At 70.2% G+C, this 24736-nt stretch carries 25 protein-coding genes; 12 read left to right on the top strand and 13 right to left on the bottom strand.

What is annotated here, in order from left to right; all coding sequences use genetic code 11:
* Positions 1-340: 340 nt before the first annotated feature.
* Both GUI43_RS07720 and GUI43_RS07725 read right to left on the bottom strand, forming a co-directional pair.
* Positions 341-1780: a GuaB1 family IMP dehydrogenase-related protein gene (locus tag GUI43_RS07720; RefSeq protein ID WP_112581885.1), complete on the bottom strand. Its 1440-nt coding sequence runs from the start codon at positions 1778-1780 to the stop codon at positions 341-343.
* A gap of 159 nt (positions 1781-1939) precedes the next feature.
* Entirely contained in the window at positions 1940-2536 is a 597-nt protein-coding gene (locus GUI43_RS07725) for a LysE/ArgO family amino acid transporter (RefSeq protein ID WP_112698453.1), read from the bottom strand.
* A gap of 70 nt (positions 2537-2606) precedes the next feature.
* Here GUI43_RS07725 and GUI43_RS07730 point away from each other — a divergent pair, with 70 nt between their 5' ends.
* On the top strand, positions 2607-3500 hold the full coding sequence (locus tag GUI43_RS07730; RefSeq protein ID WP_112698454.1) for a LysR family transcriptional regulator ArgP: 894 nt from the start codon (positions 2607-2609) through the stop codon (positions 3498-3500).
* 15 nt (positions 3501-3515) lie between these two features.
* Here the strand turns inward: GUI43_RS07730 and GUI43_RS07735 are convergent, their stop codons facing one another.
* Complete coding sequence (locus tag GUI43_RS07735) at positions 3516-5273, bottom strand: acetyl/propionyl/methylcrotonyl-CoA carboxylase subunit alpha (protein ID WP_112698455.1); 1758 nt, start codon at positions 5271-5273, stop codon at positions 3516-3518.
* Between the two features lie 150 nt (positions 5274-5423).
* On the opposite strand from GUI43_RS07735, the gene GUI43_RS07740 reads away from it, so the two are divergent.
* The 3 genes from GUI43_RS07740 to GUI43_RS07750 all read left to right on the top strand — a co-directional run bounded on the left by GUI43_RS07740 (position 5424) and on the right by GUI43_RS07750 (position 7890).
* Positions 5424-6035, top strand: a complete 612-nt coding sequence (locus tag GUI43_RS07740; RefSeq protein ID WP_112581892.1) for a PadR family transcriptional regulator — start codon at positions 5424-5426, stop codon at positions 6033-6035.
* A 121-nt stretch (positions 6036-6156) separates the two neighbouring features.
* Positions 6157-7116 (top strand): ATP-binding cassette domain-containing protein, encoded by a 960-nt coding sequence (locus tag GUI43_RS07745; RefSeq protein ID WP_112581893.1) that lies wholly within the window; start codon positions 6157-6159, stop codon positions 7114-7116.
* An 18-nt stretch (positions 7117-7134) separates the two neighbouring features.
* On the top strand, positions 7135-7890 hold the full coding sequence (locus tag GUI43_RS07750; RefSeq protein WP_091394415.1) for an ABC transporter permease: 756 nt from the start codon (positions 7135-7137) through the stop codon (positions 7888-7890).
* Positions 7891-7986: 96 nt separating this feature from the next.
* On the opposite strand, the gene GUI43_RS07755 is transcribed toward GUI43_RS07750, so the two are convergent.
* The 5 genes from GUI43_RS07755 to GUI43_RS07780 form a co-directional block, all read right to left on the bottom strand.
* Positions 7987-8640 carry an O-methyltransferase gene (locus tag GUI43_RS07755; protein ID WP_112698456.1) on the bottom strand — a complete coding sequence of 218 codons (654 nt, stop codon included), beginning with the start codon at positions 8638-8640 and terminating at the stop codon, positions 7987-7989.
* On the bottom strand, positions 8637-9305 hold the full coding sequence (locus GUI43_RS07760) for a Maf family protein (protein ID WP_112581895.1): 669 nt from the start codon (positions 9303-9305) through the stop codon (positions 8637-8639). Before GUI43_RS07760 ends, GUI43_RS07755 begins: the two co-directional genes overlap by 4 nt.
* A gap of 236 nt (positions 9306-9541) precedes the next feature.
* Entirely contained in the window at positions 9542-10681 is a 1140-nt protein-coding gene (locus GUI43_RS07765; RefSeq protein ID WP_112698457.1) for a S8 family serine peptidase, read from the bottom strand.
* A gap of 1372 nt (positions 10682-12053) precedes the next feature.
* On the bottom strand, positions 12054-12512 hold the full coding sequence (locus tag GUI43_RS07775) for a hypothetical protein (RefSeq protein ID WP_112698458.1): 459 nt from the start codon (positions 12510-12512) through the stop codon (positions 12054-12056).
* 90 nt (positions 12513-12602) lie between these two features.
* The gene (locus GUI43_RS07780; RefSeq protein WP_112581898.1) at positions 12603-12797 is read right to left on the bottom strand and encodes an acyl-CoA carboxylase subunit epsilon; all 195 of its coding nucleotides are present in this window, start codon (positions 12795-12797) and stop codon (positions 12603-12605) included.
* A gap of 90 nt (positions 12798-12887) precedes the next feature.
* Between GUI43_RS07780 and GUI43_RS07785 the strand changes: the two genes are divergently transcribed.
* Positions 12888-14909 (top strand): serine/threonine-protein kinase, encoded by a 2022-nt coding sequence (locus GUI43_RS07785; protein ID WP_112698459.1) that lies wholly within the window; start codon positions 12888-12890, stop codon positions 14907-14909.
* A 65-nt stretch (positions 14910-14974) separates the two neighbouring features.
* Positions 14975-15202 (top strand): hypothetical protein, encoded by a 228-nt coding sequence (locus GUI43_RS07790; RefSeq protein WP_112581902.1) that lies wholly within the window; start codon positions 14975-14977, stop codon positions 15200-15202.
* 82 nt (positions 15203-15284) lie between these two features.
* Here the strand turns inward: GUI43_RS07790 and GUI43_RS07795 are convergent, their stop codons facing one another.
* The gene (locus GUI43_RS07795; protein WP_112698460.1) at positions 15285-16037 is read right to left on the bottom strand and encodes a GH25 family lysozyme; all 753 of its coding nucleotides are present in this window, start codon (positions 16035-16037) and stop codon (positions 15285-15287) included.
* Positions 16038-16163: 126 nt separating this feature from the next.
* Positions 16164-16715 carry a Uma2 family endonuclease gene (locus tag GUI43_RS07800; RefSeq protein WP_112581907.1) on the bottom strand — a complete coding sequence of 184 codons (552 nt, stop codon included), beginning with the start codon at positions 16713-16715 and terminating at the stop codon, positions 16164-16166.
* Positions 16716-16816: 101 nt separating this feature from the next.
* Here GUI43_RS07800 and GUI43_RS07805 point away from each other — a divergent pair, with 101 nt between their 5' ends.
* The 4 genes from GUI43_RS07805 to GUI43_RS07820 all read left to right on the top strand — a co-directional run bounded on the left by GUI43_RS07805 (position 16817) and on the right by GUI43_RS07820 (position 19981).
* Positions 16817-17560 carry a M50 family metallopeptidase gene (locus GUI43_RS07805; RefSeq protein WP_112698461.1) on the top strand — a complete coding sequence of 248 codons (744 nt, stop codon included), beginning with the start codon at positions 16817-16819 and terminating at the stop codon, positions 17558-17560.
* Between the two features lie 22 nt (positions 17561-17582).
* On the top strand, positions 17583-18566 hold the full coding sequence (locus GUI43_RS07810; RefSeq protein WP_112698462.1) for a ketopantoate reductase family protein: 984 nt from the start codon (positions 17583-17585) through the stop codon (positions 18564-18566).
* A 61-nt stretch (positions 18567-18627) separates the two neighbouring features.
* On the top strand, positions 18628-19128 hold the full coding sequence (locus GUI43_RS07815; protein WP_112581912.1) for a SigE family RNA polymerase sigma factor: 501 nt from the start codon (positions 18628-18630) through the stop codon (positions 19126-19128).
* Positions 19121-19981 (top strand): hypothetical protein, encoded by an 861-nt coding sequence (locus tag GUI43_RS07820; RefSeq protein ID WP_112601928.1) that lies wholly within the window; start codon positions 19121-19123, stop codon positions 19979-19981. The genes GUI43_RS07815 and GUI43_RS07820 overlap by 8 nt, the downstream gene beginning before the upstream one ends.
* A gap of 101 nt (positions 19982-20082) precedes the next feature.
* Here GUI43_RS07820 and GUI43_RS07825 read toward each other — a convergent pair whose 3' ends face one another.
* A complete protein-coding gene (locus GUI43_RS07825; protein WP_112601927.1) occupies positions 20083-21666 on the bottom strand; it encodes an acyl-CoA carboxylase subunit beta in 1584 nt (527 codons plus the stop codon).
* Positions 21667-21750: 84 nt separating this feature from the next.
* On the opposite strand from GUI43_RS07825, the gene GUI43_RS07830 reads away from it, so the two are divergent.
* Complete coding sequence (locus tag GUI43_RS07830) at positions 21751-22626, top strand: biotin--[acetyl-CoA-carboxylase] ligase (RefSeq protein ID WP_112581916.1); 876 nt, start codon at positions 21751-21753, stop codon at positions 22624-22626.
* Between the two features lie 106 nt (positions 22627-22732).
* Complete coding sequence (locus GUI43_RS07835; RefSeq protein ID WP_112581918.1) at positions 22733-23305, top strand: PH domain-containing protein; 573 nt, start codon at positions 22733-22735, stop codon at positions 23303-23305.
* 44 nt (positions 23306-23349) lie between these two features.
* Here GUI43_RS07835 and GUI43_RS07840 read toward each other — a convergent pair whose 3' ends face one another.
* A complete protein-coding gene (locus tag GUI43_RS07840; RefSeq protein ID WP_211326664.1) occupies positions 23350-24027 on the bottom strand; it encodes a MaoC/PaaZ C-terminal domain-containing protein in 678 nt (225 codons plus the stop codon).
* Positions 24024-24731: a GtrA family protein gene (locus tag GUI43_RS07845; protein ID WP_091394363.1), complete on the bottom strand. Its 708-nt coding sequence runs from the start codon at positions 24729-24731 to the stop codon at positions 24024-24026. The genes GUI43_RS07840 and GUI43_RS07845 overlap by 4 nt, the downstream gene beginning before the upstream one ends.
* Positions 24732-24736: the final 5 nt, after the last annotated feature.

A 24736-nucleotide genomic window follows, 5' to 3' on the forward strand; every position in this document is an offset into this window, starting at 1 on the left:
CCGCCGACCCCGGCCCTCCTCGGACCGAGGTTCCCCCGCCGCCCCCCGGCCCTCCTCGGACCGAGGTTCCCCCGCCGCCCCCGGCCCTCCTCGGACCGAGGTTCCCCCGCCGCCCCCCGGCCCTCCTCGGACCGAGGTTCCCCCGCCGCCCCCGGCCCTCCTCGGACCGAGGTTCCCCCGCCGCCCCCCGGCCCTCCTCGGACCGAGGTTCCCCCGCCGCCCCCGGCCCTCCTCGGTTGATCATGAGGTTACCGCCACGACACGCCGATGCGGGACGCGATAACCTCATGATCAACTTTGTCGGGGGCCGGGGGCCGGGGGCCGGGGGCCGGGGCTGGGGTTACCAGCTGGTGGGGAGGGGCATTCCTTCGGTGAAGCCGGCGGCGCTCTGCACGCCGACGATGGCCCGCTCGTGGAACTGGGTCAGGTCCCGTGCGCCCGCGTAGGTGAAGGCGCTGCGTACCCCCGCGATGATCTCGTCGATCAGGTCCTCGACGCCGGGGCGGGCCGGGTCCAGGTGCATCCGGGCCGAGGAGATGCCCTCCTCGAACACCGCCTTGCGGGCCCGGTCGTACGGGCTGTCGTCGGCGGTTCGGGCACTGACCGCCCGAGCCGAGGCCATCCCGAAGCTCTCCTTGTACCGCCGGCCGTCCGCATCGGTGTAGAGGTCACCGGGGGACTCGTAGGTGCCGGCGAACCAGGAGCCGATCATCACGTTCGACGCGCCGGCGGCGAGGGCCAGCGCCACGTCCCGGGGGTGCCGCACCCCGCCGTCGGCCCACACGTGCCGGCCCAGTTGGCGGGCGGCGGCCGCACAGTCGAGCACTGCGGAGAACTGCGGTCGACCCACACCGGTCATCATCCGGGTGGTACACATCGCCCCCGGGCCGACGCCGACCTTGATGATGTCCGCCCCCGCCTCCACCAGGTCGCGTACGCCCTCGGCGGTGACCACGTTGCCGGCCGCCACCGGCACCCCCGGGTCCAGCTTCCGGACCGCCTGAAGGGCGGAGATCATCCGTGCCTGGTGGCCGTGCGCGGTGTCCACGACCAACGTGTCCACCCCCGCCTCCAGCAGCGCCGCGGCCTTGCCGGTCACGTCCCCGTTGATCCCGACGGCCGCCGCGATCCGAAGCCGACCCCGGTCGTCCACGGCCGGTGTGTAGAGGGTGGCGCGCAACGCGCCCTGTCGGGTCAGCACCCCGACCAGCCGACCCTCGGCGTCCACCACCGGGGCGAGTCGGCGACGGCCCGCCGAGAGCAGATCGAAACCGGTACGAGGATCCGCGTCCGCCGGGACGGTGTGCAGTTCGGTGGACATCACGTGACGCAGCTGCGCGAAGCGGTCCACGCCCGTGGTGTCCGCCTCGGTGACCACACCCATCGGCCGGCCGGCGTCGTCGACCACGATCACCGCACCGTGCGAGCGCTTGGGCAGCAGGTGGATGGCATCGCCCACGGTCTCGGTCGGGCCCAGCGTGATCGGCGTGTCGTAGACCAGGTGGCGCTGCTTGACCCAGGCGACGACATCCGCCACCACCTCGATCGGAATGTCCTGCGGGATCACCGTGATGGCACCCCGGCGGGCGACCGTCTCCGCCATCCGCCGTCCGGCGACCGCGGTCATGTTCGACACCACCAACGGAATGGTGGTGCCGGTGCCGTCGCCGGTGGAGAGGTCGACGTCGAGCCGGGATCCCAGATCGGAGCGGGCCGGCGCCATGAAGACGTCGGTATAGGTCAGGTCGTGCGCGGGAGCCGCGCCGTGAAGGAACTGCACCAGGCAATCATTCCCGCTCGCGGCCAGTTCCACCGTCGGTGGTCGCGGAAAACACTCGCATCGTCGTTGGTCCTGGTCCCGGTGGCGCCGTCGGTGCTCGCCGGATGTGCCGGCAGCCCGGTGGAAGTGCCACGGAGAGCGCGGCCGGGTACGAACCGGTCAGCCCAGCAGGAGTGCCACGGCGAGCACTGCCATCACGACGGCGATGACCGCGTCCAGCATCCGCCAGGCGACGGCGCGGGCGAGCAGCGGTGCGAGGCGTTGCGCGCCGACGCCGAGCGCGGTGAACCAGACCACACTGGCCAGGGCGGCGCCGGCGCCGAAGACCCACCGATGTGGGTGTTGTTGGGCCACGCTGCCCAGGAGCAGCACGGTGTCCAGGTAGACGTGTGGGTTCAGGTAGGTGAAGGCGACGCAGGCGAGCAGGGTCACCCCCAACGTGGCCGGCGGCCGCTCGGTGGGCAGCAGGGCGCCGGGATGCAGGGCGCGGCGGGCGGCGAGCCCCGCGTAGCAGAGCAGGAAGGCCCCACCGCCCCAGCGGATCGCCATCAGCAGGCCCGGTCGGCCGGTCACCAGCGAACCGACCCCTGCCACTCCCGCCATGATCAGCAGTGCGTCCGACGCGGCGCAGGTGAGCACAACGGGTACGACGTGCTCCCGTCGCAGGCCCTGGCGCAGGACGAAGGCGTTCTGGGCGCCGATGGCGACGATGAGCGCGATGGAGATTGAGAAGCCGGCGACGGCGGAGGTGAGCACGGAGTCGACGCTAGGACCGTCGACAGCCACCAGTCCAACTAAAGATTCTGACGCAACTTAAGCTCTGCTGATGCATGGTCTCGACTCGGCACAGCTACGGACGCTCGCGGCGGTGGTGGCGGAGGGCAGCTTCGACGCGGCGGCCCGGCTGCTGCACGTCACGCCGTCGGCGGTGAGCCAACGGATCAAGGCGCTGGAGGAGACCGTCGGCCAGGTGCTGGTCCGCCGGGCCCGTCCGTGCGTGGCAACCGATGCCGGCCGTCCGCTGCTGCGCCTGGCCGGCCAGCTCGCGCTGCTCGAACGGGAAGCGCTGGCCGATGCCCGCGGCCCGCTGGCCGGTGGTGGCCGGATCCGGGTCGCGGTGGTGGTCAACGCGGACTCGCTGGCCACCTGGTTTCCCGCCGCGCTGGCCCGGTTGCCGCAGCGGGCCGGGCTCTCGTTCGACCTGCGGCAGGACGATCAGGACCACACCGCCGAGCTGCTCCGCGACGGTTCGGTGACGGCGGCGGTCACCGCCCAGCGGGAGGCCGTGCAGGGCTGTCGCGTGCTGCGACTCGGGGCAATGCGCTACCGCGCGTTGGCCACCCCGGAATTCGCGGCGTCCCACTTCGCCGGAGGATTCACCGCCGCCGCGATGGCGAGCACCCCGCTCGTGGTCTTCGACCGGAAGGACCGGGTGCAACACCGGTTCATCAGGGCGGTGGTCGGTCGACCGCTCGACCCGCCGGTGCACTACGTGCCGTCGGTGCCGGCTTTCAGCGAGGCGATCCGGCTCGGGCTGGGCTGGAGTCTGGTGCCGGAACAGATCGCTCAGGCCGACCTGGCCGCCGGTCGGTGCGTCGACCTCGCGCCGGGCCGACACCTCGACGTTCCGCTGTACTGGCAGCACTGGCGGTTGGAGTCCGACGTGCTGAACGCCCTGACCGCCACCGTCCGCGCGGTCGCCGCCGAAGCCCTGCGCTGACCGCCGCCAGCCGGCTCAGGCGATGGTGCAGATGGGGGCACCGGCGGTGATCACGGCGCCGACCTCGGCGCTGAGACCGCTGACCGTACCCGCCTTGTGAGCGTGCAGCGGCTGCTCCATCTTCATCGCCTCCAGCACCACGACCAGGTCGCCCTCGGCCACGGTGTCGCCGTCCGCCACCGCGATCTTGACGATGGTGCCCTGCATCGGCGAGGTGAGCGCGTCGCCGCCGACCGGAGCACCGGCCTTGGCACCGCCGCCGCGCCGGGTCGGCTTGCGGGCGGCGGGTGCCGCGGTGGTCGTACTCCCGCCGAAGCCGGCGGGGAGGCTGACCTCAAGGCGCTTGCCGCCCACCTCGACCACGACGGTGTCGCGCTCGGCCGGCGCCTCGGCGGCGCCGGCGGCGGCGGCGGCGGTGAACGGCGGCACGGTGTTGTGGAACTCGGTCTCGATCCACCGGGTGTGCACGGTGAACGGCTCGGCGGTGAACGCCTCGTCCCGCACGACGAGCCGGTGGAACGGCAGCGCCGTGGCCATCCCGTCGAGGACCATCTCGTCCAGCGCGCGGCGGGCGCGCTCCAGCGCCTCGGTCCGCGTCTCACCCGTGATGATCACCTTGGCGAGCAGTGAGTCGAAGTTGCCGCCGATCACGTCGCCGGCCGAGATGCCGGTGTCGACCCGCACGCCCGGCCCGCTGGGCAGGCGCAGCGCGGTGACAGTGCCGGGGGCGGGCAGGAAGTTGCGGCCCGGGTCCTCGCCGTTGATCCGGAACTCGATCGCGTGCCCGCGCGGCGTCGGGTCCTCGGTGATCCGCAGCTTCTCTCCGTCGGCGATCCGGAACTGCTCGCGGACCAGGTCGATGCCGGCGGTCTCCTCGGTGACCGGGTGCTCGACCTGGAGTCGCGTGTTGACCTCCAGGAAGGAGATGGTGCCGTCGACGCCGACCAGGTATTCCACAGTGCCGGCGCCGTGGTAGCCGGCCTCGCGGCAGATCGCCTTGGCGCTCTCGTGGATCTGCGCGCGCTGGGCGTCGGTGAGGAACGGCGCGGGCGCCTCCTCGACGAGCTTCTGATGACGTCGCTGCAACGAGCAGTCCCGGGTGCCCACCACGATCACGTTGCCGTGCTGGTCGGCGAGGACCTGCGCCTCGACGTGCCGGGGCTGGTCGAGGTACCGCTCGACGAAGCACTCGCCCCGACCGAACGCCGCGACCGCCTCCCGGGTTGCCGACTCGAAAAGCTGGGGGATCTCCTCCATCGTGCGGGCGACCTTGAGGCCGCGCCCGCCGCCACCGAAGGCGGCCTTGATGGCGACCGGCAGGCCGTGGTCGACGGCGAACGCCATCACCTCGTCCGGGCTGGCCACCGGGTCCGGGGTGCCGGGGACCAGCGGTGCGCCGGCCCGCTGGGCGATGTGCCGGGCGGTGACCTTGTCGCCCAGGTCGCGGATCGCCTGCGGGGTGGGGCCGATCCAGGTCAGCCCGGCGTCGATGACGGCCTGGGCGAAGTCGGCGTTCTCACTGAGGAAGCCATAACCCGGGTGTACGGCGTCGGCACCGGCCCGAGCGGCGACATCGAGCAGCTTGTCGATGCGCAGGTAGGTCTCGGTCGCGCTGTCCCCGCCGAGTGCGTACGCCTCGTCCGCGAGGGTGGCGTGCAGGGCGTCGCGGTCGGAGTCCGCGTACACGGCGACGCTGCCCAGGCCGGCGTCGCGGCACGCGCGGATCACCCGGACGGCGATCTCGCCGCGGTTGGCGATGAGTACCTTGCGCACCTTCGTGGCTCCTCCCGGGCAGGTTACTGACGGGGAGTGTATCGGCCGCCCTCGGCGGCCCTAACGATCGCTCAGTGTGGGATGCCGCACTGCACCCGCCACGGTTTAGTCAAACTTGGCTATTACGCTTGTCGGGTGTCTTCGACTCGGATGATGATTCTCGGTCTGGTGCGGTGGATGCAGCCCGTGCACGGCTACGACGTGCGCCGTGAGCTGCTGAGCTGGAGCGCCGACAAGTGGGCGAACATACAGCCCGGATCGATCTATCACGCCCTGCGCAAACTCACCGAGGAAGGGCTGCTCCGCGCCGTCGCGACCGAGCAGGTGGGCGCCCGTCCGGCGCGGACCACGTACGAGGTGACGGTCAAGGGGGAGGACGAGTTCGAGACGCTGCTGCGCAACTCCTGGTGGACCATCACCGAGCCCGCCGACCCGTTCGTGGCGGCCTTCTCCTTCCTGCCGGCCATGCCGCGCGCCGAGGCGGCCGCCGCCCTGCGTAACCGGGCCAACCTGCTGCGCGCCGGCGTCGAGTCCATGCGCGCCTCGCTGGAGTCGGACTGGGTGCGCAACCGCAAGCCGGCGCACGTCGGCTGGATGTTCGAGCTGTGGTCGGCGCGGGCGGAGGCGGAGATGACCTGGTGCGAGCGGATCGCCGAGCGGATCGATTCCGGAGTGTCGTACCTGCCTGCTGAGCTGGATGAAGCGCAGGGTTGGTCGGGGTGGCGGGACGGCGTGGAACCGCTCGACACCGACGCGGAATAATCAACGTTGACTAAAAAAGCTATATCGCGTTAGCCTGCTGGCGGCACAGCGGGGGAGTGCGCCGTCCGGCGCCGTCCCACCCGACGGCCGGCCCGACCGGCCCGAACGACCAGGAGCAGAAATGATCGAGACCAGGGGGCTGCGGAAGTCGTTCCGCTCCCGCGCGGGTCGAGAGACGAAGACGGTGGACGCCGTGCGGGGCGTCGACCTTGACGTTGCCAAGGGCGAGATCTTCGGCTTCCTCGGCCCGAACGGCGCCGGCAAGACCACCACGCTGCGGATGCTCGCCACGCTGATCGAGCCGGACGGCGGCGAGGCCACCATCGCGGGCGCCGACCTGCGCAAGGACCCGGCCGAGGTGCGCCGCCGCATCGGGTACGTCCCGCAGGGCGGCAGCACCTGGGACGAGTCCACCGCCCGCGAAGAGCTGGTGCTGCACGCCCGGATGTACGGCATCAGCAAGGCCGACGCGCAGCGGCGCGCCGCCCGCGCACTGGACGCCTTCCAGCTCACCGAGTACGCCGACCGCAAGTGCAAGACCTACTCCGGCGGCCAGCGTCGCCGGGTGGAGATCGCCCTCGGCATCATCCACGAGCCGAAGATCGTTTTCCTGGACGAGCCGACCACCGGCCTCGACCCGCAGAGCCGCGCCCACATGTGGGACGAGATTCGCCGGCTTCGCGCCGACGGAATGACCGTCTTCATCACCACGCACTACCTGGACGAGGCCGACGCGCTCTGCGACCGGATCGCGATCATGGACAACGGCGAGGTGGTGGCCGAGGGCACGCCAACCGAGCTCAAGCGGGAGATCTCCGGCGACGTGGTGCTGGTCGGTCTCGACCTGGCCGCCACCCCGCAGGCCGCCCAGACGCTGGACGGCGAGCCGTACGTCAACAAGCTGGAGACGATCGACGAGGGCGGCCTGCGCCTCTACGTCGACGAGGGCGCCACCGCCATTCCGCAGGTGCTGCGCCGACTCGACCACGCCGGGCTGGAGCTGCGCTCGATCGAGCTGCACCGACCCAGCCTGGACGACGTCTTCCTCACCAAGACCGGCCGCTCGCTGCGCGAGTCCTGACCACCGGAGACGACTCTCATGAAATTCGCCCGTGACACGTGGCTGATCTTCCAGCGCCAGACCCAACTCCTGCTACGCAATCCGGTCTGGGTCTTCGTCGGCGTGTTCCAGCCGGTCATGTACCTGCTGCTCTTCGCCCCGCTGCTCAAGCCCGCACTGAACGCGCCGACCCAGGCGGCCGCGTACAAGATCTTCGTACCGGGTCTGCTGGTGCTGCTGGCCATCTTCGGTGGCCTGTTCCAGGGCTTCGGCCTGATCGCCGAGCTGCGAGCCGGCGTCATCGAACGCTCCCGGGTCACCCCGATCAGCCGGCTCGCCCTGCTGCTCGGCCGCTCGCTGCGCGACGTGGTCTCGCTCATGGTGCAGGCGGTCATCATCACGCTCCTGGCGCTCATCTTCGACCTGCGGGTGTTCATCGGGGACCTGCTGCTGGCGTACCTGATGCTCGCCCTTATCGCCCTCATGACCTCGGCCGTCTCCTACGGCGTCGCCCTCAAGGTCAAGAGCGAGGACGCGCTGGCCCCGCTGATGAACACCGTGGCGCAGCCGGTGCTGCTGCTCTCCGGCATCCTGCTTCCGCTGACCTTCGCACCCGGCTGGTTGCAGGGCATCGCCAACTGGAACCCGTTCTCCTGGGCGGTCGACGGCACCCGGGCGCTGTTCGCCGGTGACCTGGGCAGCGACAAGGTCTGGCAGGGCCTCAGCATCACCGCGGTCCTCGCCGCGCTGGGCGTCTACTGGGCCGCCCGCCAGTTCGCCCGCAGCGTCCGCTGACGCCGCCTTCGCCGTTCCTTGATATTGGGGTGTCCCCTGGTGGGGACACCCCAATATCCGTGTTCGGCGTTGCCGACGGTCAGCGATTGTCGGCGGTCAGCGGACGCGCGCGAGGGTGAGGCCGTCCGCGATCGGCAGCATCACCGGGTCCACCCGTACGTCCGCGAGGACCTCGTCGTTGAACGCGGCGATGGCCCGGTCGCCGGCGTCCTGCGGGGCGATGACCCGCCCGCCACGCAACACGTTGTCGACGGCGATCACTCCACCCGGACGCATCCGGGGCACCAACTCCGCCCAGTAGATCGGGTAGCCGGTCTTGTCCGCGTCGATGAACGCGAAGTCCAGGTGCCGCTCGTGCGGCAACTCCCGCAGCCCGTCCGCAGCCGGGCCGATGCGCAGGTCGATCAGATCCTGCACGCCGGCCCGCGCCCAGTAGCGCCGGGCGATTCCGGTGAACTCCTCGGAGATGTCGAAGCAGGTCAGTCGCCCACCCTCGGGCAACCCGCGGGCGATCGCCAGCGACGAGAGCCCGGTGAACGTGCCGACCTCGACGGCCTGCCGCACGTCGAGCAGCCGGGTGAGGAATGTCAGGAACGCGGCCTGCTCCGGAGCCACCTGCATGGTGGCGTGCTCGGGCAGCACCGCCCGGGTCTCCTCGGCCAGGTCACGGATGATCTCGTCCGGCGGGGAGCCGTGTGCGACCAGATAGGCGTGCAGCTCGTTGGTGAGCGGGATCGACTTGGTGGTCATGACCGGACGTTACCGAGCGGCTCGACCGTTTGGCCGCCCGGCGCGACAGTCGTCCACAGGTCGGTGATCCGCAGATCCAGCTCGGCGAGGAGCTGGCGCAGCAGCGGCATCGACAGCCCGACCACCGTCCCCGGGTCACCCTCGATCCGTTCCACGAACGGCCCACCCAGCCCGTCGATCGTGAACGCGCCAGCCACCGCCAGCGGCTCACCCGTGGCCACGTACGCGGCGATCTCGTCGTCACTGATGTCGGCGAAGTGGACCGTGGTCGACGCGACCGCCTCCGCCCGCCGACCCGCAGTAACGTCGACCAGGCAGTGCCCGCTGTGCAGAACGCCGCTGCGTCCCCGCATCCGCAGCCACCGCCGAGTCGCATCAGCCGCATCCGCCGGCTTGCCGAGGATCTCCCCGTCGAAGGCGAGCACCGAGTCGCAGCCAATCACCAACGTCCGCTGATCGGCGGTCGGGTTCAGCCGGGTCAACACCGCCTGCGCCTTCAGGCGAGCCAACTCCAGGCACAACTCCTCGGCCCGCTCGGTCACCACCAGGGACTCGTCCACCCCGCTGACCAGCACCTCCGGCTCGACGCCGGCAGCCTGGAGCAACTTACGACGGGCAGGGCTCGCCGAAGCGAGCACGAGGCGGAGCGGCAAAGTCTCAGACACCAGCCCGACGTTACCGCCCAGCTCTCACCAAGACCGACACCCCGCCCAGCACCCACCGCCCGACCGCCGGCCGGGCGTCCTTGCGGTCGGGCGTCCTTGCGGTCGGGCGTTCTTGCGGTCGGGCCCCTGCGGTCGGGCGCCCTTGATCCACTCGACTTTCAGAAAGACGCGCTATCCCGTCGCCCCGGACACCGCGATTTCCTGAAAGTCGAGTGGATCACGGCTTCGTTGATCGATCAGCGACTGATTCTGGGCGGCGGATCATCACCACGCCGGCGTCGTCGCGCCATCACGGCCCACCCAACCCCGGCAGCCACGAGCACCCCGAGAGTGGCCAGGCCGCGCGCAGTCGCGCTATCGCTTTCGTCACCTGACTGAGCGCCAGCCGTCGTGGTCGGGCCAGCACCGGCCGGAGCGCTCACCGATTCAAACCCGAGCGGCGGTACGTCTGCCGTCAGCGCCGCCACAAGATCGATCACTCCGTAGCCGTACTCGTCGTCGCGCCCAGGAGGTCCCTTGTCGACGGCGGTGGCCGTGAGCCGGTGCGCCACCTCCCGGGCCGGCAGGTATGGGTACTTGGACCTGATCAAGGCAGCCGCGCCCGCGACGATCGCCGTCGCGCTCGATGTACCAGTCCCCTTCGAGTATTTCCCGCCGTAGCTGGTGCTATAGATGTCAACCGCAGGAGCGACCACATCGATATTCGGTCCGGTGACCGAGATGGCGGCATGTTGTCCAGCGCGATCGACACCCCCGACCGCGATAACACCCTGTTCGCTGGCCGGATATCCGACGATTTGATCTCGGGGGAGATTGCCGACACCGGCCACGATGACGATATCTGCGGCGAGGGCTCCCCGGATCGCTTCACGTAGCCGGGAGCTGCTGCCGCCTACAGACGAAATGCTAATTACGTCGGCACCGTTTGCGATCGCGTAATCGATGCCCTGCGCCAAATCGTCGGGCTGGCCATCCCCGTTCGGCGGGGAATCGAAGATTGGTAAAATCTTCGATTCTGGCGCTATGCCTAGAGCCCCAGAGCCTGCGCCTTGACCGTGAGCCGCAATGAGTCCGGCCATGGATGTACCATGACTGTCCAAATCCCTCCTGCCGTCACCGTTTCCGCCAGGAATGACATCTGTTCCTGGAAGCAGGTTATTGCGTAGGTCGGGATGGGGGTCTACCCCCGTGTCTGGAACGGCGACTACGACCCCATTGCCGCGACTTATGCCTTGAGCCTTAGGTATCTTTAGATAGTCAAGGTGCCATTGCTCTCGCCGAATTAAAGCAGCGGGGCTTGTGGGTGCAGGCGCTACTACTGGCGGTGCCATCGCTAGTAGCGCGCAAGCTGCCGTGAGTGGTCCCCTGAGTCCCATCTTCAACGATTGAAGCCGATGGCCGGTCCAGGGTCGATTGGGCCTTGCTCGTTTCCAGGACGGACGATTGGGTTCACGCCTTGGTCTGTCTCCCATGGATTGTCCGGATCCCAGCGACGGCTAGAGTCCACGTCGGATTGTGGCTGCTGGCGCTGGAGCCCAGGCGGCAGTCCAATTCCTGAGTTGCCGCCTAGCGAAGGCGCACCGCCAATCGGAGTAGGACCGCCGTGGGAGGAGGTGAATGTTCGACCGCTGCCTGGGCGAGACCCAGCGCCTCCGGTGGGTCCGGTGCCGGCACCGCCGCCCCCAATCACACCGCCAATTGGGTTGACCTTGCGGGGCTGAGCCGTGTTTGGCCCTAGCGGAGCAACGCCCCCGCTGGGCATGCCGCCGATAACTCCGCTTGAAGGACTTGAGCGTGCTGGCGGTGTCGGAGACAGGGATTGAGGCCGATTGAGGCTGCCGGCAGGCGGAGGTCCGCCAGAACTAGGTGGCGTTATGAGGCCGGGCGAGGTCGGCGTGTTGGGCGGCAGGGATCCAAGTCCTGGGTGTGCGGCCGAGGCCGGTGGGGCTGCGCTTCCTGTATTTACTGTGGTGGGGTTGTTTGTTAGGCCACTTCCCGCGCCCCCCAGCACTGGTCCAACCCCCTGTGCGTGAGGAACTGGTGTAGCCACGTCCGGTGATCCAATGCGGCTCGCCGTACGGCTTCCGCCTGTGGGCATTGGTAGCGGAACGATCGGTGGAATGATTGGGGCGGTAGGGGTGGCTGTTAATGCGTCGGGATCTCCGGACTGAACCGGGGGTCGCGCCACGGGTGGTTTTTGAAGGGTTGCTTGGGCTTGTTGGAGTTCGCCGCTGAGGTTGAACATCATCGATCGAGCCTGCACGTTGAGCCGTTCCAGCTCCCCATCAGCAACAGGCGGCGCGGTGGCCCGGTTGCCCATCACCGCTTTCGGGTCGGCGACCATTGACTCGTACGCCTGCTTCTGCTGAAACTTGGTCGCGTACTCCTCGTAGATCTTGCGGAGTGCGGCGCGGGTGGTGCCGATGGCCTGGGTTGCGGCGGAGAGTGCGGTGTAGTTCGCGGCGGCGGCGTCGTGGGTGCGCTGCACCTTGTCGATGAGTTCGTCGAGTTCGGCGAGGTAGGTGCGGGAGGCGGCGCTGGTTTCGGGGGGCCATGCCTCGGCGAGTCCGCGTCGGTACTGCTGGAGGCGGCCGAGGTGGGTTTGCGCCAGGTCGCAGACCTTGCGCCAGCCGGCGACCTGTTTCCAGTGGTTGGCGGTGTCGTGGTCCTGGAGGCAGGCCCACATGCTGTTGACGTCCATGAGGTGCCAGTCGGTGAGGCCGGAGGTGCGGCCGGTGCCCCGTTCGATCACGGCAGCACCACCGGCCCTTGGGCGTCGGGGCTGGTCGGGTCGGTCAGTGTCGGCGTCGGGCCGCCGGGGAGGACGCTGGCCGGGTTGGCGAGGGCTCGTTGCACGTCCACCACCCGGGCGGCGGTGAAGGCGTCACTGTCGGCGTAGTGGGTGGCGACCTGATCGGCGGCGGCGGCGAGGTGGCCGGTGGCGCCTCGGACGGCGTACACCATGTCGGCGGTGGCCTGTTGTGTCTCGTGGTGGGCGTGCAGGAAGGTGACCAGCTCGATGAAGGCGTCGCAGGGGTTGGGCAGCTTCGCGGACATGTCTTCGGCGATGTACGACAGGTGCGGCGCGTAGTTGCTCTCGACCTCGGCGGCGAGCCGGTCGGCGAACTCTCTGAGCTGGCTGATGTCGGCTTCGATGCCGTCGTAACCGCGTAGCCAGGGTACTGGCCGGTCCTCTTCGGGGATCATGGATCCTCCCTACCCGTAGCGGCACCGTTTCCCTGAGTGAGGTTAACGGCTCAAAGCCACCGTGGCAGCCCCCGTGCGGCAGGTCTCGGGTTAGCGGGGCAGGCCGGCGGCGCGCCACCCGCGGGAGCCGCCGGGTCGACCGCTGCGCGCCCAGGCGGACTCGGCCGCTGGCGCGGGGGCGGCGGCCGGACGGGTTCGGACGATGATCGCCCCCACCAGAGCGGCCAACTCCTCGGCGGTGGGCACGCCGCGGACGACCCGGAACAGCGGCTCTTCGGCAGACATGCCGCCAGGGTACGCGGCGCGAAGTTACGCGAAGCGCACAGTGGCGTGCCGGCGGTGTGAGCGTCAGCGGGTCCGGGTACCGTCTCACCGATGTCGAACGCGCTTCCCCAACTCGTCGCTGACCGATACCGGCTTCTGTCGCCGCTCGGCCAGGGCGGCATGGGCAGGGTGTGGAAGGCGCGCGACGAGGTGCTGCACCGGGACGTCGCCATCAAGGAGTTGGTGCCGCCGCCCGGTCTCACCGATGAGGAACGCCGCGAGATGCGCGAGCGTTCGTTGCGGGAGGCACGGGCCATCGCCCGGCTCAACCACGCCAACGTCGTCCGCATCTTCGACGTGCTGCGCACCGACGGCGATCCGTGGATCGTCATGGAGTACGTGGCGTCGAAGTCCTTGCAGGACACTCTCGCCGAGGACGGCCCGGTGTCGGTGGCCCGCACGGTGGAGATCGGCCTGGGTGTGCTGGGTGCGCTCAGCGCCGCGCACAAGGCGGGCGTCATGCACCGCGACGTGAAGCCCGGCAACGTGTTGCTCGGCGACGACGGCCGGGTGGTGCTGACCGATTTCGGTCTCGCCACGATCCCCGGTGACCCCAACGTGACCCGCACCGGCATGGTGCTCGGCTCGCCCGCGTACATCTCACCGGAGCGGGCTCGGGACGGCACGGCCGGGCCGGAGGCCGACCTGTGGTCGCTGGGCGCGACGCTCTACGCGGCGGTCGAGGGCAAGTCGCCGTACGCGCGGCCTTCGGCGATCGGCACCCTGGCCGCGTTGGCCACCGAGCCGATTCCGCCGCCGAAGAACGCGGGTCCGCTCAAGGCCGTCCTCAACGGGCTGCTGCGCAAGGACCCGAACGAGCGGATCACCGCCGAGGTGGCCGAGCGGTTGCTGCGCCGCGCCGCCGGCAAGCGGTCGCGCGGGATCTCACTGCTCGATGGCGTACGCCGGCCTGGGCCGAACGGTCCGCGCGAGCCGCGCCTGCCCGTGGTGCCGGCCCCCCGACCGGCCGAGAGTGTCGACCGGCCGGTGTCACCGCCGCCGTCCGCCGCCCCGACGACCTCCGCCGCGACCTCCGCTGCCGCCGCGACCCCCGCCGCCGATGCCACTCCGACGGCCGTCGTCTCCTCCGGTGCGGTCGCCGACCCGACCGCGGTTGTGCCGGCCGAGCCGACCGCAGCGGCGCCGGCCGAGCCGACCGCCGCGGTCGTCCGTCCGTCCGATGCCGAGCCGATCGATGCCGAGCCGACCGCGAAGGTCACGGCGGCCTCCGACACGAGCGGCGGCGGTACGACTGACGTCGACGACGAGCCGACAGTTGTCGACGGTCCGCCGGTGGCTCCGGAGCAGCGCAAGCCGACCACGCCGACGTCGCTCATGCCGCCGGTGAGTCCGGCTGGCCGCGCGGCGGTGCCGCCCTCGGATGGCACGAAGCCGAACAACACCCGACGTAACCTGCTGATCGGGGCCGTGGTCGCGCTGCTGCTGATCGGCCTCGTGGTCGTCGTGCCGATGCTGACCAAGGACGGCGACAAGAGCCCACAGGCCAACCCGACCGGTGCCGCCGCGACCTCCGCGCCCGCGCCGACCTCCGCTGCCGCGCCTCCGCCACCCACCACCGGTGCGCCGAGCCCGTCGGCCTCGGCCACCCCCTCGGTGGACCCGAACGCGCTGCCGGCGGGCTGGAAGCTGCACAAGGATCCTGCCGGCTTCTCCCTGCCGCTGCCCGATGGCTGGGTGCGCAGCCAGGTCGATGGCATCACGGTCGTCTTCAACCAGTCCAACGGCCCGGGTGAGCTGCTCGTGCAGTGGACCGACACGCCGGCAAAGGACGCGGTGAAGGACTGGCGGGAGCAGGAGCCGAACCGCGCAAGCCGCGTCAACAACTACCAGTACCTCAGCATCGTGGCCTGCGACTTCTGGAAGACCTGCGGGGACTGGGAGTGGCTGGAGACCCGGGACGGGCAGCGGATCCACGTTCGTAACCGTGGGTTCGTGACGGCCAAGAACCGCGGTTACGCCCTGCGGTGGGAGATCGCCCAGAAGGACTGGCAGGCCAACCTGCCGAACTTCGACCGGATCGCCAAGGGTTTCGTGCCCGACCGTCAGGACTGAAACTCATTCGCATGACCTTGCGTCGTCGTGGGTAATTGACCTTCGACGACGGAAGGAGGCACGACATGGGTTACCGACGGAGGGACACTCGGCCCCGGCTGGCACTGTGGATGCTCGTGGCGCTCGGCGACGCGATTCTGCTGCTGGTCAGCGCGGGGGTTTCGGTGCTCATCGCACTGCTCGGCGTCGTGATCGTTGCCGGCTTTGGTGTTGCTGCCTGGCGGTTGACCCGCAGGGGTGCGCTGGCTAGTGAGGATGCTGTGGTGCCGGTGTTGAGCCGGCGGCGGGCCTGACCCGTACCCGGTGGTGTGGCGGCAGCCGGACCGATTGTCGACCGTGTGGTGACCGTCGATCCCGCTGCCGCCAACGGCCCGGTCAGGTGTTGTTGGCCAACGCGATCAGGCGGCTTCGGTCACCGTTCCAGTAGTTGCGGTCCACGTTGCCGCTGATCCCGGAGACCGCGCCGGTGCTGGTGTACTGCCAGAAGCTCCACACCGACGCACCGGCCGGCAGGGCACCGGGGGTGCTCGACCAACGGGCCAGCCAGAGCGGGTGGTTCGCCCACGGGCCGGTCCAGCTGCCGGTGCACTGGTTCCACCAGCTCGTGGTGGTGTAGATGACCGCGTACCGGCCGGTGCGGGAGCGGTAGGTGTTCAGGAAGTCCTGCACCCAGTTGCGCATTCCGGTCGTGCTGAGCCCGTAGCAGTAGCCACCGGCGTACGGGTTGCCCTCGATGTCCAGCGCGGCCGGCAGGGTGCGGCTGTCAGCGGACCAGGCGCCGCCGTTGGAGGCCAGGTAGTTGGCCTGGGTCGAGCCGGCGGAGATGTTCGGGCGGGCGAAGTGGTACGCCCCGCGGATCACCCCGGCGTTGTACGCGTTGACGTAGTTGGCGTTGAAGTTCGGGTCCTTGTAGCTGGTGCCCTCGGTCGCCTTGATGAACGCGAACTGGATGCCGGCGTTGCGGACGCTGGTCCAGTTGATGCTGCCCTGGTAGCGGGAGACGTCGACACCGGGTGTGGTGGCGGCGGCCGCCGGTCCGGCGGTCGCGGCCAGGGCCGCCGCCGCGGTGGCGAGGACGGTGAGGCCGGCCGCGAGCGCGCGGCGCAGCGATGATCGGGTACGGGCCATGAGTGCCTCCAAGGACGTCGTTCTATCGACACTCATCTTTGGAGGTAAGTGCCCTAGATCACAAGGGCGACCGGAAAAAAGCTTCATCGGCGGGCTGTGAAGGCCCGATGATCGGGGCAGGACGGATCAGCGGAGCGTGGCCGGGTCGAGCTGCCAGCGGAACGGCTCGACGACCGCCAGCGTCTCGCCGGGCTTGGCAACCTGGTCCTCGACGTAGTGCTCACCGTCCAACCGGAACAGCCGCAACGAGTGAGCGTCCCCGTCCTGCTCGACCAGCAGATACCAGGGGATTCGCGCGATGGCGTAGAGCTGCATCTTGATCAGCCGGTCGGCAGCGGCGTTGCCGGGCGAGACGATCTCGCAGACGAGCACCACCTCGGCGGCCTCCACCGCCGTGCCCTCGTCGTCGGTGTCCGCGACAACCACATCGGGGATGACGATCCGATCCACCCCGAGCCGCACATTGACCGCCTCGAAGACGAGCAGGGGTTGTGGTCGCACAGCTCGACGCAGGCTGTAGACGAGTTCCCACGACACCAACTGGTGCCGCTTGCTCGGGGCAGGGCTCACGATCAGGCTCCCGTCGAGCAGCTCGATCCGGTCCGGGGTTTCACCCAGGGCGAAGTAGTCGGCCTCGGTCCAGAGGCCGACGTGGTGTCCCAGGGGTTCCGCACTCATCAGCGCTCACCTCCCGCTTCACTCGCCACCCGATCAGTTTCACAGGATACGAGCCGATGCCTCGGGAGCGACACGGAACGCCGCCGGTAGGCTCGCGCCCCATGATGTCGATCGACGGGCTGGGCGACCTGTGGGACACGCTGTTCGGCGCGCAGCCGGACCCGCCCGCGCTGCTGGTGCTGATCACCGGGGTCGTAGCGCTGGTGGTGGTCTCCACCCGGCTGCCGTGGCGGATCGCCCGTAACGCCATCACCATCGCGCACGAGGGCGGGCACGCCCTGGTCGCCCTGCTCACCGGCCGTAAGCTGCGCGGCATTCGGCTGCACTCGGACACGTCCGGGCTGACGCTCTCCGCCGGCCGCCCTACCGGGCCGGGCATGATCCTCACCCTGCTCGCCGGATATGTCGCACCGCCGCTGGTGGGGCTGGCCGGCGCCTGGCTGCTCGGTGGTAACCGGATCACCCTGCTGCTCTGGGTGGCCGTGGCGCTGCTGCTGGCCATGCTCGTCATGATCCGCAACGTCTTCGGCGTGGTGTCGTTGCTGATCACCGGGGCGCTGGTGTTCGCCGTCTCGTGGTACGCGACGCCGCAGGTCCAGGCCGCGTTCGCGTACACCGGGGTGTGGTTTCTGCTGCTCGGTGGGGTGCGGCCGGTGGTCGAGCTGCAACGGCTGCGTTCGCGGGGCCGGATGCCCGCCTCCGACGCCGACCAGCTCGCCGGGCTCACCCCGTTCCCGCCGCTCTTCTGGGTTGGCGTCTTCGCCCTGGTGAACCTGGCGGCCCTGCTAGCGGGCGCGCTCCTGCTGGCCGGCCCGTTCCTCACCGACGCCGGCCTGACACTCTGACCCCACCGGGCAGAATGAGGCAATGCGATACGTGATCATCGGCGCGGGTGCGGTCGGCGGGACCATCGGCGTACGGCTGGCCCAGGCCGACCGGGACGTGACAGTGGTGGCCCGCGGCGCCCACCTGGACGCGATCCGCGCGCGGGGTCTGACACTGCGGCAGCCCGACGGTGAGGTCACCGCCCGGCTCGCGGCGGTGGACCGGCCCACGGATCAGCCGCTGCCGGCGGACACCGTGCTGATCCTGACGGTGAAGTCGCAGGACACCGCCGGCGCGTTGGCCGCCTGGGTGGACGCGCCGGTGGTCGGCGGCGGCACGGCGGGCGAACGTCTGCCGCTGGTGACAGCGCAGAACGGGGTGGCCAACGAGCGGGCCGCGCTGCGCCTCTTCGCCGACGTGCACCCGGTCTGCGTCTGGCTGCCGGCCACCCACCTGGACCCGGGTGTGGTGGTCGCCAACGGGTACCCGCATCCCGGGATGCTCCACATCGGGCGGTACCCCGGGGGCGCCGACGACACCGACCGGGCGATCGCCGCCGACCTGACCGCCGCCGGCTTCGTCGCCCCGGTCCGCACCGACGTGCTGCGCTGGAAGTACGGCAAGCTGCTCAGCAACCTCGGCAACGGCCTACAGGCGTTGCTCGGCCGGGACATCCCGGACGCGCTGGTCGAACGGGTACGCGCCGAGGGCGTCGCCGCGCTCGCCGCCGCTGGCATCGCGCACACCTCGCCGGAGGAGGAGAAGGCCGAGCGCGGCGACCTGGTCGGGCAGCGCCCGGTCGACGGTGAGCCCCGCTCCGGCGGCTCCACCTGGCAGAGCCTGGCCCGGGGCACGGGCTCGACCGAGGTCGACCACCTCAACGGCGAGATCGCGCTGCTCGGTCGGTTGCACGGCGTACCGACGCCGGTCAACGTCGCCGTGCAGCGGGCCGTACGCCGGGCGGTCCGGGAGCGGATCGGGGCCGGCGCGTTCCCCCTCGCCGAGCTGGAAAAGTCGATCGCCTGACCGGGCAACCAACGGCCCTTGCCGGTGCGTGTTCCCAGCGACCGACACGGGGAGGTAGCGGGTGCCGGACGTCGACGGGTTCGACGAGTTCTACCGGGGGAGTCGGCAACGACTTCTCGGGTTCGTCTACGCCCTCACCGGCGATCGGGGTGAGGCGCAGGACGCCGTGCAGGAGGCGTACGTCCGGGCGTGGCAGCGCTGGTCGACGGTCAGCGCGTACGACGACCCGGAGGCGTGGGTGCGGGTGGTGGCCAGCCGGATCGCCGTCAGCCGGTGGCGCAGCCTGCGTAGCCGCGCCCGCGCCTACCTGCGACACGGGGCCACCGAGACCGTTCCCGGGCCGGGCACCGACACCGTCGCTGTGGTCGCCGCCCTGCGTCGGCTGCCCGAGGAGCAACGCGTCGCCATCGCCCTGTACTACCTGGTAGGCATGCCGGTCGCCGAGGTCGCGCGGGAGACCGCGGCCCCGGTGGGCACCGTCAAGGCCCGTCTCTCCCGGGGGCGTACCGCGCTCGCCGGCCTGCTCGCCGTCTCTGATCTGGAGGAGGCAACCGATGCGTGACGACCCGACGTTCGTCGAACAGATCCAGCGGGACCTGCGGGACGTGCGGTGGCTCGGCCCGGAGGAGATCCGCTCCCGGGGCCGCCGCCGCAGCCAGCGCAAGATCGTGGTGGCCACTGTCGTGCTGGCCCTCGCCGGGGTCTCCGCCGTGGCGGTTGCCGCGCCGAGGAAGTCTCCGCCGCCGGGCCTGCCGGCCGCCGCGCCCTCCGCCTCGCCGACCCGGCACGAGATCACCACCGACGCCCTGTTGCAGCCAGCCGACCTGCCGCAGCAGGTAGATGTGCAGCTCAGCCAATCGGGGCTGGGCGAGCCGGTCCGGCTGGCGGACATGCTGAGCTACTGCCGGACGAGCCAGGGACGGTCGGAGGGCTGGCAGACGTCGATCCTGTCCCGTTCACAGACGTTTGTGCCCAAGCGCGCTGCGCCGATCCTCACCCAGTCGGATGGTCTGGTCACGCAGGATCTCTTCCGGCTGGTGCCCGAGACGGCCAGACAACTCTTCGCCAATTTGGACGACCTGGTCGCTCCGTGTGCCACGTGGCTGAGCGTGGGGCCGGTCATGACGGCGGGAGGGACCCGCACGGGTGAAGCGCTGCACCGGTGGTCAGTGGTGCGGCGGGGCTTCGCCGGGGACGACGCCGCCATCCTGCGGGACTCGCTCACCGTCACCCGGGACCTGGAGACCGGGCAGCCGCTCGGCGACCAACCGTCGCCGATCCTGGTGGCGGTTGTCCGGGTCGGCGACACCGTCTCGGTACTCCGCCTCGGCTACGACGGCACCGAGGCCGAACTCGTCCAGCTCGCAGTGGCGGCGGCAGCCCGGATGTGTGCGGCCGCCAACCCACCCTGCTGACGCGGCCGGGGCGATGATCCGCACAACATCAGGGTTGTTGCTGCCTCCTGTTGCCCGGAGGCAGCACTTTCCCCGAAGTTGCGCGGATCAAGGGACCGAGATCAGAGCGGGATGTTGCCGTGCTTCTTGGGTGGCAGGGTTTCCCGCTTCGTGCGCAGGACGCGCAGCGCCCGGACGATCTGGGTGCGCGTCTCGTGCGGAGCGATCACCGAGTCGATGTACCCGCGCTCGGCGGCCACGTACGGGTTGGCCAGGGTGTCCTCGTACTCGGCGATCTTCTCGGCCCGGACCGCCGCCGGATCCTCGGCCCCGGCCAGCTCAGAGCGGTAGAGGATGTTCACCGCGCCCTGCGCGCCCATCACCGCGATCTGCGCTGTCGGCCAGGCGAAGTTCAGGTCCGCACCGAGGTGCTTGGAGCCCATCACGTCGTACGCCCCGCCGTACGCCTTGCGGGTGATCACGGTGACCTTGGGGACTGTCGCCTCGGCGTACGCGTAGATGAGCTTCGCGCCCCGGCGGATGATGCCGTCCCACTCCTGACCGGTGCCGGGCAGGAAGCCGGGCACGTCCACGAAGGTCAGCACCGGGATGTTGAACGCGTCGCAGGTGCGAACGAAGCGGGCTGCCTTCTCCGAGGCGGCGATGTCCAAGGTGCCGGCGAAGTGCATCGGCTGGTTGGCCACCACACCGACCGGTCGTCCCTCGACCCGGCCGTAGCCGACCACGATGTTCTGCGCGTAGAGCGGCTGGACCTCCAGGAACTCCCCGTCGTCGAGGACGTGTTCGAGGACGGTGTGCATGTCGTACGGCTGGTTGGCCGAGTCCGGGATGAGGGTGTCCAAATCCCGGTCCTCGTCGCTGATCGCCAGTTCGGCGGGGGCCTCGACGACGACCGGCTCGTCGAGGTTGTTCGACGGCAGGTACGACAGCAGCGCCTTGACGTAGTCGACAGCGTCCTCCTCGTCGCTGGCGAGGTAGTGCGCGTTGCCGCTGCGGGTGTTGTGCGTACGCGCGCCGCCCAGCTCCTCCATGCCGACGTCCTCGCCGGTCACCGTCTTGATCACGTCGGGGCCGGTGATGAACATGTGCGAGGTCTGGTCGACCATCACGGTGAAGTCGGTGACCGCCGGGGAGTAGACCGCGCCACCGGCACAGGGCCCCATCACCAGCGAGATCTGCGGGATGACGCCGGACGCCCGTACGTTGCGGAAGAAGATCTCGCCGTAGAGGCCGAGCGAGACGACGCCCTCCTGGATGCGCGCCCCGCCGGAGTCGTTGATGCCGACCACCGGGCAGCCGATCTTCATGGCCAGGTCCATCACCTTGACGATCTTCTCGCCGAAGACCTCGCCGAGCGAGCCACCGAAGACCGTGAAGTCCTGCGCGAAGACGCACACCTGCCGGCCGTCGACCGTGCCGTAGCCGGTCACCACGCCGTCGCCGTACGGGCGGTTCTTCTCCAGCCCGAAGGCGGTCGACCGGTGCCGGGCCAGCTCGTCGAGTTCGACGAAGGAGCCCTCGTCGAGCAGCATCTCGATCCGCTCGCGGGCGGTCTTCTTGCCGCGCGCGTGCTGCTTCTCCACGGCGCGGGCCGACCCGGCGTGCACCGCCTCGTCGACCCGGCGCTCCAGGTCCGCCAGCTTGCCCGCGGTGCTGTGCATGTTGGTCCCGGTCTCGGTAGTCACCCAGGGAATATAACGATGGTTCAGGTGGGTGCCGCTGTGCAGTACGCCTCAGTGTCGATCGGAGCACCGCCGTAGGCTGGCGGAATGTCGGGCTCCCCGTACACCGATCTGGACCGGCCGCCGCTGTCGGCGGCCCGGCTGCGCCGCGCGTTGACCGCGCCGAACGGGCCGTGGGCCCGGCTGGAGCTGCGTGCCGAGACCGGCTCCACGAACGCCGACGTGGCCGAGGCCGCCCGGGCCGACGAGCCCGAGGGCCTGGTCGTGGTCGCCGAGCGGCAGACCGAAGGGCGCGGCCGGCGCGGTCGGGTCTGGCAGTCGCCGGCGCGGGCCGGCATCGCGACGAGCGTCCTGCTGCGGCCCGGCGAGGCCGTGCCGGACCGCGGCTGGCTGCCGGCGACACCCACGGGGTACGGGTGGCTGCCGTTGCTGGCCGGCGTGGCGCTGGTCGAGGCGGTGGCCCGGCTGGCCGAGCTGGAAGCCACCCTCAAGTGGCCGAACGACCTGCTGATCGACGACGCGAAGTGCGCTGGCGTGCTTGCCGAGGCGGTGCCCGGACGGGTGCCGGACCAACCGCCGGCGATCGTGCTGGGCATCGGGCTCAACGTGACGCTGCGCGCCGACGAGTTGCCGGTGAACCCGACCGGGCTGCCGGCCACCTCGCTCCAGCTGGCCGGCGCGGTGGCCACCGATCGGGATCCGCTGCTGCGGGCGCTGCTGCGGGCGGTCGCCGACTGGTACGACCGTTGGCGTTCGGCGGGCGGCGACGCCGTGGCCAGCGGCCTGCGCGACGCCTACCTGGCGGCCTGCGCGACGATCGGCCGCGAGGTACGCGTTCTGCTTCCCAACGGTGACTCCCTGACCGGCACCGCCACCGGAGTGGACCCGGACGGCCAGCTGATGGTCACCACGTCAACCGGCGCCCGAACCCTGGCCGCCGGGGACGTCCTGCACCTCCGCTGAGGACGGCAAGATCACGAAGAGCCGAGTGGGCCCGCGCGGCGGATGTTGTGGTGGGGCTTGGGGGGTTTACCGTCTGCGCGTCTAGAAAATCGCGTTGGAGGTTCCCGTGGCGTTTCCTGAAGACGTGCTCACCGAGGACGAGCACGTCGTGCTGCACCTGCATCCGCACTGGAAGGCGTTGATCCGGCCGATCGCGGTGCTGGTGCTGGCCATCGCCGCGGTGGTGGTCGGCGTGCTCCTGTTGCCCGAGAGTGGCGGCGGTTCGATCGCGCTGGCCGTGATCGGGGCGATCGCCCTGGTCGCGGTGCTCTGGCTCGGCCTGTGGCCGTTCCTGGTCTGGCGCACCACCCACTACCTGTTCACGAACGAGCGGGTCCTGCTTCAGCAGGGTGTGTTCTCCCGGGACCGGCGGGATCTCCCGCTCGCCCGGGTCAACGACCACTCGATGAACCAGCGTTTCGTCGAGCGTCTGCTCGGCTGTGGGACGCTCACCATCGAGTCGGCAGGTGAGCGCGGCCAGTCGGTCCTCCGCGACGTGCCGGACGTCGGGAAGGTGCAGACCACCCTGTACGAGCTGGTCGAGGCACAGCACGACAAGCACTCGCTGGGCGATGGCGAGATGCGCGACATGCTCGCCGACATGCAGGACGGCAAGCCGCTGCGCGACACCACTACCTGAACCGGACGGTTGGGACCCGCCCCTGCCGCACTGCCGGGGGTGGGTCAGTCGGGTCGCTGGGCCTCGGGTGAGCCGCTGCTCTGCGTCGGGTCGCCGTCGGACGACCCGACGGTGGAGGGATCCGCTGCGGTCGGGCCGGTGTCGGGTTGGTCAGCTCCGGGTTGGTCAGCTCTGGGCTGGTCAGCGTCGGTCGGGGCGGCTTCGGCTTCGGCGGGGTCGGCCTCGACCGGTCGCACGGCGAACCAGCCGCGGAAGCGGGTCCGCAGCACCTCCTGCTCGGGCCGGTCGTCCGGGCCGAGGCGCAGCATGGTGCCGGTGAGGCTGACGGTGCCGAGCCCGGGGCGGGCGGTCGACGGCCGGGCGCCCATCACGTCGACCCGGACCGCCAGCCGGTCGCCGGCCCGCACCGGGGCCAGCCAACGCAGCTCCTCCAGGCCGGGGGACGCGTCCGCGGCGGCCCGGGACAGCAGGTGGTCGACGTACGCGCGCATGAACAGGCTGACCGTGTAGAAGCCGCTGGCGATCAGACCACCGTGTCGGCTCTCCGCAGCCAGGTCGCTGTCGACGTGGTACCACTGCGGGTCGAAGCGACGGGCGAAGGCGACCATCTCGTCGGCGTCCACGGTGACCACGCCGAGGTCGACGGTGAGCCCCGGGACGAGATCCTCGAAGAACAGCTCGGCCGGTCGCCCCGTGCCCGAGCGGGCGTCGGGGGCTGTCACCGGCGGGGCGCGCGGCGGGTGCTGACGTGCAGCTCCGCGGCGAGTTCCGCGTCCAGGTCGACGGCGGGGCTGACGCTCAGCCGCGGGGGCCGGCCCTGAGCCGGTGCACCGGCTGGGGAGTCGAGGCGTTGCGCCGACTCCGCCTCCTCCAGCTCGGACACCGATTCCGCCAACTCGGCGACCGGGTCCATCTCCGCCATGGTGTCCCACTCGTCGCGCGGAATGTCGTGCCAGGTGGAGTCGGGCTTCGCGGCCTCGTCCTCGGCCGGTGCGACGGGCTGGAAGACGAAGGTGCGGTATGACCAGAACCGGAACAGCGTGGCCAGCATGACGCCGACGGTCTTGGCCAGATTCAGCGCCAGTAGGCCGTGTACGCCGAGGCCGTACTTGGCCGCCGCCACGGCCCCCAGCTCAATGAGCAGGCCGGCGCCGTTAAAAAGGAAGAAAAGGAGATATTCCCGGCGAAGCGCCGATTTCGGGCGATCGCGGTACGTCCAGTGCCGATTCATGAGGTACGACGTGATGGTGGCGACGATCGTCGCGATCACGGTCGCCTTCAACTGACCGTTGACGAAAACAGTCAGTGCAAGGGCATTGAACACCGCGTAATTGATGACGGTGTTGATGCCGCCGACGATGCCGAACTTGAGCGCCTCGTGGATGAACTTCTGCCAGCGCTCAGGCAGCAGGCGGACAAGACGCATGCGAA

Source organism: Micromonospora noduli, assembly GCF_003264365.1.
Lineage (GTDB): Bacteria > Actinomycetota > Actinomycetes > Mycobacteriales > Micromonosporaceae > Micromonospora > Micromonospora noduli.

What these genes read in the sequence shown, in the direction of transcription:
- GUI43_RS07730 (WP_112698454.1), top strand. Translation starts at nt 2,607, where the DNA reads ATGCATGGTCTCGACTCGGCACAGCTACGGACGCTCGCGGCGGTGGTG.
- GUI43_RS07740 (WP_112581892.1), top strand. Translation starts at nt 5,424, where the DNA reads ATGATGATTCTCGGTCTGGTGCGGTGGATGCAGCCCGTGCACGGCTAC.
- GUI43_RS07745 (WP_112581893.1), top strand. Translation starts at nt 6,157, where the DNA reads ATGATCGAGACCAGGGGGCTGCGGAAGTCGTTCCGCTCCCGCGCGGGT.
- GUI43_RS07750 (WP_091394415.1), top strand. Translation starts at nt 7,135, where the DNA reads ATGAAATTCGCCCGTGACACGTGGCTGATCTTCCAGCGCCAGACCCAA.
- GUI43_RS07755 (WP_112698456.1), bottom strand. Translation starts at nt 8,640, where the DNA reads ATGACCACCAAGTCGATCCCGCTCACCAACGAGCTGCACGCCTATCTG.
- GUI43_RS07765 (WP_112698457.1), bottom strand. Translation starts at nt 10,681, where the DNA reads ATGGGACTCAGGGGACCACTCACGGCAGCTTGCGCGCTACTAGCGATG.
- GUI43_RS07775 (WP_112698458.1), bottom strand. Translation starts at nt 12,512, where the DNA reads ATGATCCCCGAAGAGGACCGGCCAGTACCCTGGCTACGCGGTTACGAC.
- GUI43_RS07780 (WP_112581898.1), bottom strand. Translation starts at nt 12,797, where the DNA reads ATGTCTGCCGAAGAGCCGCTGTTCCGGGTCGTCCGCGGCGTGCCCACC.
- GUI43_RS07785 (WP_112698459.1), top strand. Translation starts at nt 12,888, where the DNA reads ATGTCGAACGCGCTTCCCCAACTCGTCGCTGACCGATACCGGCTTCTG.
- GUI43_RS07790 (WP_112581902.1), top strand. Translation starts at nt 14,975, where the DNA reads ATGGGTTACCGACGGAGGGACACTCGGCCCCGGCTGGCACTGTGGATG.
- GUI43_RS07795 (WP_112698460.1), bottom strand. Translation starts at nt 16,037, where the DNA reads ATGGCCCGTACCCGATCATCGCTGCGCCGCGCGCTCGCGGCCGGCCTC.
- GUI43_RS07800 (WP_112581907.1), bottom strand. Translation starts at nt 16,715, where the DNA reads ATGAGTGCGGAACCCCTGGGACACCACGTCGGCCTCTGGACCGAGGCC.
- GUI43_RS07805 (WP_112698461.1), top strand. Translation starts at nt 16,817, where the DNA reads ATGATGTCGATCGACGGGCTGGGCGACCTGTGGGACACGCTGTTCGGC.
- GUI43_RS07810 (WP_112698462.1), top strand. Translation starts at nt 17,583, where the DNA reads ATGCGATACGTGATCATCGGCGCGGGTGCGGTCGGCGGGACCATCGGC.
- GUI43_RS07820 (WP_112601928.1), top strand. Translation starts at nt 19,121, where the DNA reads ATGCGTGACGACCCGACGTTCGTCGAACAGATCCAGCGGGACCTGCGG.
- GUI43_RS07830 (WP_112581916.1), top strand. Translation starts at nt 21,751, where the DNA reads ATGTCGGGCTCCCCGTACACCGATCTGGACCGGCCGCCGCTGTCGGCG.
- GUI43_RS07845 (WP_091394363.1), bottom strand. Translation starts at nt 24,731, where the DNA reads ATGCGTCTTGTCCGCCTGCTGCCTGAGCGCTGGCAGAAGTTCATCCAC.